The organism is Amycolatopsis sp. cg5 (assembly GCF_041346955.1).
Taxonomy (GTDB): Bacteria; Actinomycetota; Actinomycetes; order Mycobacteriales; family Pseudonocardiaceae; genus Amycolatopsis.
In genome coordinates, this window is the sequence record NZ_CP166849.1 from 4,119,358 (window position 1) to 4,133,022 (window position 13,665).

13 protein-coding genes are annotated in these 13,665 nt (G+C 71.1%); 6 read left to right on the plus strand and 7 right to left on the minus strand.

Going from position 1 to position 13,665, the window contains the following annotated elements; all coding sequences use genetic code 11:
• Position 1: 1 nt before the first annotated feature.
• The 3 genes from AB5J62_RS18610 to AB5J62_RS18620 are packed head-to-tail and all read left to right on the plus strand — an operon-like array spanning position 2 to position 2,784.
• Positions 2 to 1,468 (plus strand): NAD-dependent succinate-semialdehyde dehydrogenase, encoded by a 1,467-nt coding sequence (locus AB5J62_RS18610; RefSeq protein WP_370949486.1) that lies wholly within the window; start codon positions 2 to 4, stop codon positions 1,466 to 1,468.
• A 15-nt stretch (positions 1,469 to 1,483) separates the two neighbouring features.
• The gene (locus AB5J62_RS18615) at positions 1,484 to 2,059 is read left to right on the plus strand and encodes an MFS transporter (RefSeq protein ID WP_370949487.1); all 576 of its coding nucleotides are present in this window, start codon (positions 1,484 to 1,486) and stop codon (positions 2,057 to 2,059) included.
• On the plus strand, positions 1,993 to 2,784 hold the full coding sequence (locus tag AB5J62_RS18620; RefSeq protein ID WP_370949488.1) for an MFS transporter: 792 nt from the start codon (positions 1,993 to 1,995) through the stop codon (positions 2,782 to 2,784). The genes AB5J62_RS18615 and AB5J62_RS18620 overlap by 67 nt, the downstream gene beginning before the upstream one ends.
• Positions 2,785 to 2,789: 5 nt before the next feature.
• Here the strand turns inward: AB5J62_RS18620 and AB5J62_RS18625 are convergent, their stop codons facing one another.
• The gene (locus tag AB5J62_RS18625) at positions 2,790 to 3,383 is read right to left on the minus strand and encodes a TetR family transcriptional regulator (protein ID WP_370949489.1); all 594 of its coding nucleotides are present in this window, start codon (positions 3,381 to 3,383) and stop codon (positions 2,790 to 2,792) included.
• Between the two features lie 90 nt (positions 3,384 to 3,473).
• Here AB5J62_RS18625 and AB5J62_RS18630 point away from each other — a divergent pair, with 90 nt between their 5' ends.
• A complete protein-coding gene (locus tag AB5J62_RS18630) occupies positions 3,474 to 4,520 on the plus strand; it encodes an FAD-dependent oxidoreductase (RefSeq protein ID WP_370949490.1) in 1,047 nt (348 codons plus the stop codon).
• A complete protein-coding gene (locus AB5J62_RS18635) occupies positions 4,517 to 5,134 on the plus strand; it encodes a DUF3159 domain-containing protein (RefSeq protein ID WP_370949491.1) in 618 nt (205 codons plus the stop codon). The genes AB5J62_RS18630 and AB5J62_RS18635 overlap by 4 nt, the downstream gene beginning before the upstream one ends.
• Here AB5J62_RS18635 and AB5J62_RS18640 read toward each other — a convergent pair.
• The gene (locus AB5J62_RS18640; RefSeq protein ID WP_370949492.1) at positions 5,102 to 5,782 is read right to left on the minus strand and encodes a TetR/AcrR family transcriptional regulator; all 681 of its coding nucleotides are present in this window, start codon (positions 5,780 to 5,782) and stop codon (positions 5,102 to 5,104) included. The two genes, AB5J62_RS18635 and AB5J62_RS18640, sit on opposite strands and share 33 nt — an antisense overlap.
• A gap of 75 nt (positions 5,783 to 5,857) precedes the next feature.
• Between AB5J62_RS18640 and AB5J62_RS18645 the strand changes: the two genes are divergently transcribed.
• On the plus strand, positions 5,858 to 6,970 hold the full coding sequence (locus AB5J62_RS18645) for an FAD-dependent oxidoreductase (RefSeq protein ID WP_370949493.1): 1,113 nt from the start codon (positions 5,858 to 5,860) through the stop codon (positions 6,968 to 6,970).
• A gap of 74 nt (positions 6,971 to 7,044) precedes the next feature.
• Here AB5J62_RS18645 and AB5J62_RS18650 read toward each other — a convergent pair whose 3' ends face one another.
• From AB5J62_RS18650 to AB5J62_RS18670, 5 genes are read right to left on the minus strand one after another with little or no spacing between them, the layout of a single operon-like run.
• A complete protein-coding gene (locus tag AB5J62_RS18650; RefSeq protein ID WP_370949494.1) occupies positions 7,045 to 8,709 on the minus strand; it encodes a protease pro-enzyme activation domain-containing protein in 1,665 nt (554 codons plus the stop codon).
• A gap of 15 nt (positions 8,710 to 8,724) precedes the next feature.
• On the minus strand, positions 8,725 to 9,675 hold the full coding sequence (locus tag AB5J62_RS18655) for an NlpC/P60 family protein (protein WP_370949495.1): 951 nt from the start codon (positions 9,673 to 9,675) through the stop codon (positions 8,725 to 8,727).
• Positions 9,672 to 11,954 carry a CapA family protein gene (locus tag AB5J62_RS18660; protein ID WP_370949496.1) on the minus strand — a complete coding sequence of 761 codons (2,283 nt, stop codon included), beginning with the start codon at positions 11,952 to 11,954 and terminating at the stop codon, positions 9,672 to 9,674. The genes AB5J62_RS18655 and AB5J62_RS18660 overlap by 4 nt, the downstream gene beginning before the upstream one ends.
• Positions 11,951 to 12,781: a hypothetical protein gene (locus tag AB5J62_RS18665; RefSeq protein WP_370949497.1), complete on the minus strand. Its 831-nt coding sequence runs from the start codon at positions 12,779 to 12,781 to the stop codon at positions 11,951 to 11,953. The genes AB5J62_RS18660 and AB5J62_RS18665 overlap by 4 nt, the downstream gene beginning before the upstream one ends.
• On the minus strand, positions 12,778 to 13,662 hold the full coding sequence (locus AB5J62_RS18670; protein ID WP_370949498.1) for an NlpC/P60 family protein: 885 nt from the start codon (positions 13,660 to 13,662) through the stop codon (positions 12,778 to 12,780). The genes AB5J62_RS18665 and AB5J62_RS18670 overlap by 4 nt, the downstream gene beginning before the upstream one ends.
• Positions 13,663 to 13,665: the final 3 nt, after the last annotated feature.

Here is a 13,665-nt window from a genome sequence, read left to right on the forward strand (position 1 = left end):
CGTGGACATCGACACGATCGCGAAGACCGGTCTCGAGGGCGACCTCGTGCTCGGCGGGACCCGCCGGGAGGCCTCGGACGGGCGCCGGTTCGGCGTCTTCGACCCGGCCACCGCCGAGCTGATCAGGGAGGTCTCGTCGGCGAGCGCCGCCGACGCCGTCGAGGCCGTCGACGTGGCGGCCGCCGCGGCCGGGCCGTGGCGGGACACGCCGGCGCGGCGCCGGTCGGAGATCCTGCACCGGGCGTTCGAGGCCATGCGCGAGCACGCCGAACCGCTGGCCAGGCTGATCACGCTGGAGAACGGCAAGGCCTACCGTGACGCGTTCGCCGAGGTCGGCTACGCGGCCGAGTTCTTCCGCTGGTTCGCCGAGGAGGCGGTCCGCGTCGGCTCGTCGTTCGGCGACGCGCCGGGCGGCGGCTTCCGGCACGTGGTGCGCCGCGTCCCCGCCGGGGTGACCGCGTTCGTCACACCGTGGAACTTCCCGGCGGCGATGGCGGCGCGCAAGATCGCGCCCGCGCTCGCGGCGGGCTGCCCGGTACTGCTCAAGCCCGCGCCGGACACGCCGCTGACCGCGCTGGCGATCGCCGCGCTGCTGACCGAGGCGGGGTTGCCCGGCGGTGTCTGCACCGTGCTGCCGACCGACCGCGCCGCCGAGGTCGTCGGCGCGTGGCTGAGTGACGAGCGAGTGCGGAAGTTCTCGTTCACCGGGTCGACCGAGACCGGCACGCTGCTGCTCAAGCAGGCGGCGGACAACGTCGTGAACGTGACCATGGAGCTCGGCGGCAACGCCCCGTTCATCGTCTGCGAGGACGCCGACGTCGACGCGGCCGTGGCCGGCGCGATGGACGCGAAGATGCGCGGCGGGGGAGAGGTCTGCATCGCCGCGAACCGGTTCTACGTGCACGAATCGGTCGCCGAGGAGTTCACCGCCAAGCTCGCGGCCGCGATGTCGTCCGTCCACATCGGACCCGGCATGGCCGAGGGCGTCACACTCGGCCCGATGGTCAACGCCGCCGCCGTGACCAAGATCGGCGCACTCGTCGACGACGCGCTCGCGCGGGGCGCGCACCTGGTCGCGCGCGGAGAACACCCCGAATCGCCGGGCTGGTTCTACCCCGCGACCGTCCTCAATGGAGTGCCGGACGACGCGGAGATCCTGCGCACCGAGGTGTTCGGGCCGGTCGCGCCGGTGCTCGTCTACACCGACGAGGCCGAGATGCTCGCCCGTGCCAACGACACGGTCCACGGCCTCGCCGCCTACGTCTACGCCGCCGACCTCGGGCACGCGCTGCGGGTCGCCGACCGGCTCGAAACCGGCATGGTCGGCGTCAACCGCGGGCTCATCTCCGACCCGGCCGCGCCGTTCGGCGGCGTGAAGAAGTCCGGCCTCGGCCGCGAGGGCGGCCGCGAAGGCATCGAAGCGTTCCTCGAAACCCGGTACTACGCCGTCGATTGGCCCCTCGACTAGAACAGGAATCCGACCATGGCAGTGTCGCCTGGCACCGAATCGACCGTCCGCGGGCTGCGGACGAAGCTCAACCTGGCCACGCAAGTCGGCCAGGGGATCGACGGGTACATCCTCGGCGGGATCGGCGCGGCGTTGCCCGCGATCACCACCGACCTGGCGGTGTCCGACTGGATGGCGGGCCTGATCGGCGCGTCGGCGCTGGTCGGCATCTTCCTCGGCGGGCCGCTGTTCGGCTGGTTCGCCGACCGCTACGGCCGCCGGATCGTCTTCCTGACCGACATGCTGATCTTCCTGATCGGTTCGGTCGCCCAGTTCTTCGTCGCCGACGCCTGGCAGCTGTTCGTCATCCGGCTGCTGATGGGCATCGCGATCGGCGGCGAGTACGCCATCGGCGCACCACTGCTCTCGGAGTACGCGCCGAAGCACAACCGGGGCAAGCTGCTGGCCAGCCTCGAAGTCAGCTGGTACGTCGGCTACATGCTGGCGTTCGCCGTCGGCTACGCGTTGTCCGAAGTGGACGGAGGATGGCGCTGGACGCTGGGCAGCAGCACGATCATCGCGATCGTCTGCGTGTCACTGCGCGGCTGCTGAGCAAGGGCCGCCGTGACGAGGCCGAGCAGCTGATCCGGAAGTTCGGCCTGGACGTCGACGTCGCGACCGAACTCGCCGACGCGGAAGGCCGCAACAGCCTGCGTGCCCTGTTCACCCGCGAACACCGGCGCAGCACCTTGTTCGCCAGCACCTTCTGGGCCGCGCTGGTGTTGCCCTACTTCGCGATCGGCACGTTCTCACCGCAGGTGCTCACCGCGCTCGGCTTCGGCGACAACGCGCTCGCGGGTTCGTTGGCCAGCAACGGTTTCGCGGTGCTCGGTGTGGCGACCGGCTGCCTGCTGGTCGAACGGATCGGCCGCCGCAGGCTCCTCATCCCGCCGTTCTGGATCACCGCGGTCGCGCTCGCCGTGATCGGGGTGTGGCCGTCGGCGCCGATCGTCGTCGTGGTCCTGTGCTTCCTGGTGTTCTCGTTCCTGAACGCGGCGTCGAGCGCGCTGACCGCGGTGTACCCGCTCGAGGTGTTCCCGACGGCGATCCGCAGCACCGGGGTGGGCTTCGCGACGGCGATGAGCCGGGTCGGCGCGGCGATCGGGACGTTCCTGTTCCCGTTGTCGCTGCACCATCTCGGTGTCGGGCCGACACTGCTGATCGGGGCGGCCGTGCTCGCGGCGGGCGGCCTGGTCTCGCAACGGCTCGCCCCGGAGACCACCGGCCTCGACCTGAGCCACGCTTCGCGCGCGGCACACCGCCTTCCGGTGCCGTGACGGCCTTATCCGGTCAGGCAGTGCTGGACGAGGGGGCCGTAGGTGGCGGCCACCTCGTCGGCGGAGGCGGACGCGATCGGCTCGAGGCGCACGAGGTAGCGGGCCACCGCGATGCCGAGGAGCTGGACGTTGACCATGCCCGCCCGTGTCGCGGCGTCCGAACCGCCGAGCAGCGTGACGATGCGGTCGGTGAGCTCCCGGTCGATGAACTCGCGCATCAGCGCCGCGGACCGCTCGTCGGCGGGCGCCGACCTGGTCAGCATCGCCAGCGGGGTCCGGCCTGACTTGTCGAGGTTCTCGACGAGGGTGCGGACGACGCGTTCGCCGAGCGTGCCGAGGTCGCCGGTGAAGAGCGAGTCGATGGCGGGCGGGACGGCCTCCGACATCTCGATCACGGCGCTGAACAGGCCTTGTTTGGTGCGGAAGAAGTAGAACACCATCGCCGGGTCGACCTCGGCCGCGGTGGCGATGGCGCGCACGGTCGTGCCCGCGTAGCCGTGTGCGCCGAACAGTTCGCGCGCGGTTTCGAGTATCCGCTGCCTGCTCTCCGCGCCGGAGCGCCAGCGGCCGGGGCGGCGGTGGGTGTCGGGTTCTGTCATGGCCGCCCGAGCGTAGCACCCATTTCTTCACCGGTGATGAAGTTTGCGTGTACCGTGTTTTTCATCAGGCGGTGAAGAATGGGGGACGGCATGAGGGTAGTGGTGATCGGTGCTGGTCCGGGCGGGTTGACGCTCGCGCACGGGCTACGCCGCGCGGGGATCGACGTCGCCGTGTACGAGCGCGACGGCGAACTGGGGCGGCCGCAGGGGATCAGCCTGCACATCGACGAGCGCGGTATGTCGGCGCTGCGAGCGTGCCTGCCACCCGCGCAGGCCGCGACGGTGGAGGCCACCGCGGGCGGCCTGCGCGAACGCACGCTGGAATTGTCCGAAGTGGACGGCAGGCTGACCGTCGTGGGAACCCGGCCGTCGGGTGCGCTGCCCGGCCGTCAAGTGCATCGGCCGCTGCTGCGAGAGGTGTTGTTGACGGGCTTGGGCGACGTGGTTCGCTTTGGGGCGGAGTTCGAGCGGTTCGAGCACCGACCCGACGGCACGGTCGGGGTGTGGTTCGCCGACGGTCACACGGATACAGCGGATGTGCTGGTCGGCGCGGACGGCATCGGTTCGACGGTGCGTAGGCAGTATCTGCCCGACGTACGGGTCGTCGACACCGGACGGCGGATGATCATGGGTGCGACCCCGTTGCGAGCTGTCGATGGGACCGGACTGTCCGAACTGATCGGTCACGATCCCGCCAGTGTGCGAGCCGGTGGGACGATGATGGCGTTGGGCGTGCTGCGTTTCGCCGAGCCGCAGATGGTCGAGGACTACGTGATGTGGGCGCTGCCCGTCGTGCGCGAGCGGCTCGGATCGGCTGATCCGTGGGTCTGCGCCGAGGAACTGGCCGCGTCCTTGCCGTCGGTGCTGCGGACCGTCGTCGCCGAGGCTTGGCGAGACCTCACGGTCGCGCTGCGCATCGGAACCATCCCGCCGATGCCGCCCTGGCAGCCCGGCCCGGTGACGCTCATCGGCGACGCCATCCACCTGGCGCCGGGTTTCGGCGCCAATCTGGCGATGCGGGACGCGCGGTGGCTGAGCGAAGCGCTCGCCGAGGCGCGCCGCGGCGACCTGCTCGAAGCGATCGGCGGCTACGAGAACACGATGCGCCACCACAACTTCGCGGCGGTGACGGCGTGAGCATAGGGATGCTGACCGAGAAGTCCCTGTCGTTGTTCGACGCGGTGGGTGGCTGGCGCACGGTCGCGGAGGGTGTCGCGTCGCGGGTGGTGTTCCTGGTGGCGTATCAGCTGACCGGGCAGGTGGGACTGTCCGCGCTGATCGCGGTCGGCGGGGTGCTCGTGCTGGCCGTGGTGCGGCTGTGCACCGGCGGCAAGAGCTGGCAGCCGGTGCTCGGCCTGGTCGTGGTCGGTGCGTCCGCGCTGCTGGCCGGTGGGACGGGACGCGCGGTCGACTTCTACCTGTCCGCCATCGTGCTGCAGGCATCGGGCTTCGTCCTGTTCGGACTGTCCATTGTGGTGCGCCGGCCGCTGATCGGGCTGGTGATGGCCAAGGTGCGTGGTGAAGGCCGCGCTGGGCGGCAGGACCGGCGTTATTACCTGTGCACGGCGCTGTTCCTGGCGAAGTTCGCCATCGCGTCGGCGGTTCTGGTGCCGCTGTACTCGGCCGGCGCGGTGATCCCGCTCGGCGTCGCCGCCACTGTGCTGGGTGGCGCGCCGGCGGCGGGCGCCTGCGTTTACCTGTGCTGGCGGATCCTGCGTTCAGCGCGAGAGGTGAACTCCGATGCCGTCTAAGAGGAAATCCAGGCCGATGCGGAAGGTTTCGTCGGCGTCCAGATGCGCGGCGTCGTGCACGACCGTGGCCAGCGCGGGGAACCGGCCGGTCGCGAAGGTCCGCGTCAGGTAGGGGCCGAACGCCCGCTGCCACGCCCGTTGGTCCATGCCGCTGGCTCGCTCGGCGCGCCGCTCGCCGATCTCCCGCCGGACCGCGCCGATCACGTACGAGTCGACCGCGCCGACCACCGGCATGACGTCGTCCACCTGGACCGCGCCCAGTCCGGCCGCCACGGCCTCACCCCTGGCCAGCGCGTTCGGCCCGAGCTGGGGCCGCCCGCCGATCAGGTCGGCGAACCATTCGTGCCGGTGGACGGCCTGGCGGGTGGACTCGGCGAGCGAGCGCAGCACTTCGCGCCATCCGGTACCTGACGGCCTGATCTCGGCGTAGATCGCGTCGACCATCAGGTCGAGCAGCTCTTCCTTGGTGGCGATGTAGCCGTAGAGGCGCATCGGCCCGGCGTCCAGCACGCCCGCGACCTTGCGCAGCGACACCGCGTCGAGGCCGTCCGCGTCGGCCAGCGCGATCGCGGCCCGCACGATCGCCTCCCTGCTCAGCGGGGCCAAAGCCGGTCGACTCGGCGGCTCCGGCCGCTCCCACACCACCATGCGGGTGACAATACACCGCATCCTTCGATACACTGTATCGCGACCAATACAGTGTATCGATTTCTTGGGGGACCCATGCCCATCGCCATCGTCGGAGCCGGAATGGGCGGACTCGCGCTCGCCAGGGTGCTGCACGTGCACGGCATCGAATCCGTTGTGTACGAACGAGAATCCTCGCGTGACGCACGCGGCCAAGGCGGCATGCTCGACATCCATTCCGGCCAGCGCGCGCTGCGCGAGGCCGGGCTGCTCGACCAGTTCTTCACCATCGCCCGCGGCGAAGGCCAGGACATGCGCCTGCTCCGGCCGGACGGCACGTTGCTGCTCCAAGAGGACACCCCGGACGACGCCCCGCTCCTGCGACCCGAGGTCGACCGCGCCGATCTGCGCGACCTCCTGCTGGATTCCCTGCCCGAAGGCACGGTCCGCTGGGGACACGCTTTCGCGTCCGCAGGCGAGGGAGTGCTGCGTTTCGCCGACGGCGGCAGCGCGTCGTACGACCTCCTGGTCGGCGCGGACGGCGCGCAGTCGCGGGTCCGCGCGCTCCTCACCGACGCCCGCCCGGTGCACCTCGGCCAGAACATCGTCGAGGTCGGCATTCCCGACATCGACCGCACCCACCCCGACCTCGCGGCGATGATCGGGCGCGGCAACTACTGGGTGCTCGGCGACGGCCTGTCGTTCGCGGCGCAGCGCAACGGCGACGGCCGCGTCCGCATCGGCGTCAGCTTCTACCACACCGGCGAGGACTGGATCGCCACCTGCGGCATTCCCTTCGACGACCCCGCCGCCGCCCGCGCCAAGCTGATCTCGCTGCTGTCCGGTTGGGATTCCCGGTTCACCAGCATGATCGCGGCGTGCGACGACACGGTCGTGGCCCGGCCGATCACGGCCCTGCCCGCCGGTCTCACCTGGCCGTCGTCGCCGGACGTCACGCTCGTCGGCGACGCCGCGCACCTGATGCCACCGGTCGGCGAGGGCGCCAACATGGCGTTGCTCGACGGCGCGCTCCTCGGCCTCGCACTGGCCGCACACCCGGCCGATTTCCCGGCCGCCATCAACCACTACGAGACCGAGATGTTCGACCGGACCAGCGCCGCCGCCCGCATGTCCGCCGACATGCAGGAGCTGCTGATGGCCCCCGACGCGGCCGACCGCCTCCTCGCCTTCTTCCAACCCAAGCCCTGACCCTCGAAGCCGGGATAAAGCGGGCTTTACTCCCGGGGATAAAGCCCGCTAAATCCCCGGGAGTAAAGCGGGCTTTATCCCGGCTTCAAGGCGGGGAGGAGGGGTGGGGCGGGGGTGCCCAGGCCGGTCACGGCGTCGTAGCCGTAGGTGGTGCTGAGCGAGGAGTCGCGGTCGAACGTGACGAGGGCCGAGCCGTCGGGTGTGGCCGCGCCGAGGGGTACGCGGCTGGGCTGGATGTCGTGGAACGCGGAGGTTTTCAGGCTGTAGAGCAACGGATTGGCGAAGCCGATCGGTGTCGGGCGGCCGGTGTTCGCGAGCGCCAGTATCCCGGCGAACAGTGAAGCGGCGAGTTCCGTGCCGCCGGTGGTGGACAGGCCGAATTGGCCGCCGACGGTCTGGCCCATGACGAAGCCGGTGTACGGGTCTGCGACCGCCGCGACGTCCGGGGTGACGCGCATGGCGGCGCCACCGTAACGGCGGGAAAGCGCGGACGGGACCTTGCGGCGCTGGTAGTCGGGCTGCGCGAAGAGGGTGCTGGTGCCGCCGCCCGAGCCCGCCGTGAACGTGCCGGGCTGGGGGAGCGGGTAAGCGCCCGCGACGACCCGGTTGAGCGCGGTGCCCCAGCCGGTCTCGAACTGGCGGCCGCCCGCTTGGTCGATGGCGAGGCTGGTGCCGCCGACCGCCGTCACCATCGGGTCCGAGGCCGGGTAGTCCGGTTGCGCCGGAAGGCCGTTGACGGTCTCGTCGCCCGCGTTGCCCGAGGCGTAGACGAAACCGATGCCCTCGGCAGCCGCCTGCACCAGCAGGGAGTGGGTTTTCTGGATCTGGGCGGCCGGGAGGTTCTCGCCGCGGTAGACGTACGAGTTGCTCACGATGGTGGCCGGTTTGTGCTGGACGACCCAGTTGATCGCCTCGTCGATGCCGTCCGCGCAATCACGCGCGCCGACGTAGAGGACCTTGGCGGCCGGTGCGACGGCGTGGACGGCTTCGACGTCGCGGGTTTGGGAACGGTGCCAGCCGCCGCGGCCGCCGCAGGGCGCGCTCGGGCTGTAGGGCTTGAACAGCTTCCGGGTGTACTGGCCCGCGGCGAACGGCGGCTGGCCGTAGGTCGTCGCGTGGGTGTTGGCGTCGGCGTAGGTCGTGGGCGAGTCGAAGGCGCCGATGACCGCGACGGTGACGCCGTGACCGTCCCGTCCGGCGACGAGCGAGGGTTTGAGGCCGTAGGCGGTCTGCAGTTGATCGGCGCCGTAGCCGCACAGCGTGGTCGGGAACGACGTGCGGCCGTAGGCGGCCGGGAGGTCTTGGTTCTGCTGACCCCAGAAACCCGAGCAGCCGCCGCTACGCGGATCTTCCGTGGCCGACGCGACCGACGGCGTGCTCTCGGCGATCGCGAGGATGTCCGGGCTCACCACCCTCACCAGCCGCATGGGGGACGCGGATGCCGTGATCCACCGGTTGCCCTCGGCCGTTTCGCCGACGGTGAAGCCCGACTTGGCTAGGAGCGTGCGGACGCGGGTGACCTGGTCGGCGGTCGGGGCGTAGCGGTCGGTGAATTCGGCAGGGCTGAGGAACTTGCCGTACAGCGGATTGCCAGGGGTGGAGACGTCGACGGCGAACCGCTCGGCGCCGTCACGGAGCTTGAGCACGATCGTGAACGACTTGGCCGGTGGGGGTGCCGCGAGCGCGGGTGCGGAGGTCAGTGCCAGGCCGAACGCGAGCAGGACAGCGGTGCTGCGCATGGGTTTCCTTTCGGGTCAGATGCGGCGGGCCACGCGGAAGACGCGCGCGAACACGCCGTCGCCGGTCAGCACCGAGGGGCCGTTGCGGTCGCCCATGGTCGGGCCGTTGTAGCGCTTGCGGCTGGAGATGAAGCGCGGACGGCCCGCCGAATCGAGGCCGAGGTAGATCGCCGAATGGTCGATCAGCGGACCGTCTTCGGGGTCGAGATCGAACAGCAGCAGGTCACCGGCGCGCAGCCGGGCGAGTGACTCCGGCGGCGGCTGGGCGCCGCTGTTCGGGACGATCACCGTGCCAGGCCCGGCGGCCGCGATGTCGTTGGTCTGCCGAGGCAACCGGCCGTCCGATCCGGACAGACCGAGCGGGAAGCCTGCCCGATAGCCGTACACCATGCGCAGGAAACCGCTGCAATCCAGAGAATCCTTGCGGATCGGGTCGGGCTGCTGCACCCCGCCGCCGGCGTAGGTCCACGGCACGCCGAGGTAGTCGGTGAAGTCGGAGTCGGTGACGCGCTCGCCGTCGACCATCGGGCCGAAGAACGCCCGGCCCGCGTACCGGACACCGCGTGGGTCGAAGAGGTTCTCGGTGCCGCGCCGGTATTGCATCGCGACCGCGAGTACGTCAGGAGACCGGTCGGTCAGCATGGCCGTGAGCCAGCGGCCGAGCGCCGCGTCGTGCTCGCCGCCGAGCCGCCATGGCAGCGGTGCGACGCGGACCCAGTCCCTGGTGGTGACCGTCGCGGCGGTCGCCTCCGGCTCGCTGAACGTCCGGGAGGGGCCGCGGAAGACGCCGGTCCGCGACCCGTCGGTCAGGGTGGCGACGGTGGTCCCGGATTCGCTGATCACCAAGGTGCGGCCCGGGCTTTCGGCGCGCTCGTAGTGGTACTGAGGTGGGCTGGAGGCCGAGACCGGCGTGACGAGTCCGAAAAGGACGGCCACAATGGACAAAGCGACTACGGAGGGTTTCATCGACTTCCCAAGCTGTCGAAGGTGGCGGTCACCGGGGTGTCGCCGTGGTTGCGGACGTGGTCGTACGGGGCCCAGTCGCCGGACGGCGGACGCCACTCGACGAATTCGAGGTCGTCGAGGTCGACGGTGTCCATCGCCGAGTCGCCACGGACGCCGGCGTAGAGGAGCACCATGTTGCCGAGTTCGGCCGAGGTGAGGTCGAAGCCGATCTCGTGCCAGGCCCCGTCGGACGGGACCTGCGCCGTGTGGTCGATGTCGCGCACGAGACGCGAGTCCGGGTCTTCGGTCGGGTCGCTGTCGTCGAAGTGGTACGAGGCGATCCGCAGCAGCGGGGTCGCGCCGGGGGAGACGCGGACCTTGGCCCGGACGGTGTACGTGGTCGGGTCCGGGTGCCGGGGCAGCGCGATGCGGGCGACCGGGCGCGCGAGCTTCCCGGCGGGATTGCCGCTGAGCTGCAGGTAACCTGCCTCGCCGAGTGAGCCGCCGCCGATGAGCGGGCCGGTGCTCGGCGGCCAGTGCGTCGCCGGGTCCGGGTTGCCGTCGGCGGTGTCGTCCTCGAAATGCCCCCAGCCGAAAAGATCCTGCCCCACGGACAGGTTCCCCGTGCCGGTCGGGCGGACGAGACCGTCGAACGGGATGGTGGCGTCGCCGTGTGCCGGGACGGACACGGTGACCGGGCGTTCGGGCGGCGCGTCGGCGGTGATCAGCGCCGTGCCGTGCTCGAAGTGGAACTGCGCCGGGCGCGAGTCCGGGGCACGGACGAACGGGGTCGTCGACACGCTGCTGTCGGGCTCCCGCTGGGCTTGGACGTCGCGAAGACCGTTGGCCCACATGCCGTTCAGCGTCCGCATGGCGGCGGCCCCGGTGGCGGCCGCCGGGCGGTAGCCGTCGATCTCGACCGGCACGAGCCGCGCCTCGACGAGCGTGCCGCCTTCCCAGACCGTGCGCAGGAACGCGCTGGCGAAGGTGGACAGGAAGTCCTGGTCGAACACGAAGTTGCCCATGCTGTAGGCGATCAGGTGCCCCTTGTACCACTCCATCCCTTGCAGGACATGGGGATGATGGGCGATGACGATGTCGGCGCCCGCGTCGATCGCCGCCCGCGCCATCTCTCGCGTGCTCTTGCCGGACGCGGTCTGGAACTGGAAACCGGAGTGCAGCTGGACGACCGTGAGGCCACGCTTCGCCGCCGTGATCTCGGCCGGCGAGGTCTTGGGATCCCACGGCGCCGCGCCGCCGTGCCCCCGGCGGGCGACCCAGTCCTGGAGTTCCGGGTAGACCTGGGTGATCGACGTCCACAGCGAGGCCACTTCGGACGGTGCCAGCTTGCCTTCGAGCCGGTCGAAGACCTGCCAGGCTTCGCCGATCGTCCTGGCGGCGTCGGGCACCAGAGCGCCGAATCGCCAATGGCGTGGCTGTTTCTGCCAGGCTTCGCCTTCGGGGGAGCGTGCGTAGCTGTCGTTGACGAAGTCGCCGTCGACGCTGGTGTAGGCCAGCATCGTCACCTCGTTCCCACGGATCTCCTTGTGGTAGGCCGGTTGCGGATGGTCGCCGTCGGACAGCCCGACGATCGGGAATCCGGCGGCGGTGAGCGCCTTGGTCGTGTCCGCGAGCCCCGCGTCCTGGAAGTCGCGCGTGTGGTTGTTGGCCAGCGAGGGCACGTCGACACCGAGCTTCTTCAGACCGGCGGTGGTGGCGGGCGGCGACTCCAGGATGAACCGCTTGCCCGGAGAGGCGGCTTGCGGCGGGGCCGCGCTGACCACCGACTCCAGGTTGACCGTGCGCAGGTCGGCCAGCCGGAACGCGGGTGCGATCGCGTCGACGACCGACTCGGCGCCGCGACCGGCGTCGGCGCTGGGCACCAGCGGCTCGGGGGCGTCCTGATAACGGCGGCCGAACATGACGTCACCGGCGGAATGCAGGACGTACCGCTTCCCGCCGTGATCGGACAACAGGCGCACGGGGACGGTCTTGCCCGCGTCTTCCAGCCCGAGCGGGACCGGCTCCGCGAGGTGGCCGGGCGCGGACACGGTCGCGAGTACGGGACCCGAGCGCAACTCGACCCGGGCTTTGCCTTGTGACGAAACGGGTTTCGGGCCGTCACCGGTGTCCACAGTGGCCGCGAGCGGAGCACCTGCCTCGTCGACGACCGACACGGACACCGCCGGTGCGCCTGCCGCGCGGACCGTGCCCTCAGACCCCGGCCACGCCGCGACGACGGCCGTGCTGACCACGACGAGCGCGACCGCGCCCAGCGTCAGCGCGTATGGTCTCCTCACGAACCTGCCTCCTTCAGTGCTTGGACGACGTCCTCCCGGCGTGACTCGCGTACCGTCCGGCTCAGTTCGACGTGCAGGAACACCGTCCCGGCCGCCGCGGCCATCTCGCCCTGCACGTTCGTCATGCCCTCCAGCCCGTCGCACCCCTCGCGCCAGGCACGGCACACGGCGAAACCACCCGCCGTCAGCCGGTCGGCCGCGCGCCACGCCGCGTCACCCGCCTGCCCGGCGCCGGACGACAGCACGACGTCGGTCGCGGGCAGGTTCTGATCGTCGAAACCGTGCAGTTGAACCTGCGCGAGCCCTCGCCGAGCCAAGACCGTGGCGACCGCGTGGAACACCGAGTCCGTCTCGTGCGCGACGTCCGCCGCCTTCCGGTGCGTGCCCGCTACCAGCAGCACGGCGCCGGGTTCACGCCGGAACAGGTCGACGCCGAGCAGTTCCGTCCGCAGGTCGGACGCCGGATGCGGCACCTCGACGGCCAGCGACGGCGGCGCCGAGCGGTCGATCACGTACATGCCCCAGGCCCGCTCGTGCACGGCGATCGTGTACGGCCGCCCGGTCGCGGGATCGGTCCCGTCGTGCACCGAAAAGCCGATCTTGGCGAAGTCGGCGACGCCGCGGCGGTCGAGCGCCGAGGCGAACCCCGTCGCGGCCGCGGCGAGTTCACCGGACTTCGGCCGGTGGTACTCCTGGTGTGGCGAGAGGCCCGCGGTGAAGTCGGCGACCAGCGTGTCCAGCCCGGTCTCCGGCGCCGCGACGTTCGCGAAGACCAGCACGGCCACCACGACGGCGCAGGCCAGCACCCGGAGCGCGGTGGCGGTCACAAGCGCTTCGCGGAACGGAACGTCCGCGCGTACTCGGTGCCGGTGTCCAGGAACGACGGGCCGCCGGTGTCAGGCGAGCTGGCCAGCACGCGGCGGTGCCCGTCGCCGTCGAGACCCAGGTAGATGCCGACGCGGGTGACGCCGTCCGCGCCGGGTGCCTTGGTGAAGAACAGCAGGTCGCCCGGTTGGAGATGAGAATAGTCGGTGGCGCGACGGCCGGTGTCGGGCACAACCGGCGTGCCGGGCCCATGCCCCGCCATGTCAGCCGCAGTCCGTGGCAACGCGGAACCGTTGTCCTGCAACGGATAGCCCTCACGGAAGCCGTACACCAGCCGGACGAAGCCCGCGCTGTCCAGCGCGCCGGTGCCGAGATAGTCGGCGTAGTCCGTGTTCCGGCCGAACGCCGCGTCGCCCGCGATGCGCGTCCCGGTGCGGTCGCGCACCGCCGGCGCTCCTTCGAGGTACTGGCTGCTCACCGCGAGCACGTCGGGGGTGGTGTCGCCGGACGCGACCGTCAGCCACGGCTTGAACCACGGCGCCCGTTCCGCGTCCGCCGACCAGGGCTCCGGTGCGAGCCGGACCCAGGCCGTGGTCGTGACCGTCGCCTTGGCCGACCGCGGCTCGGCGAAGGTCCGCGCCGGCCCGGTCAGCACGACCGTGCGGGACCCGTCGGTCAGCGTCGCCACCACCGCGCCACCCGGCGTGGTGACGACCGTCCGAGGTGGATCGGTGAGCCGGGTGAACCGCTCGCCGCCGCGCGGCGCCGACCCTGTGGCGGCCGTAGCGAGCTGAACGCCGTCGCGCCCTTGGCCTGCGTAGTACACGGCAGCGGTTCCGGACACCGCGAGCACCGAAGCCAGCACGAAAACCTTGCCACGCATGGG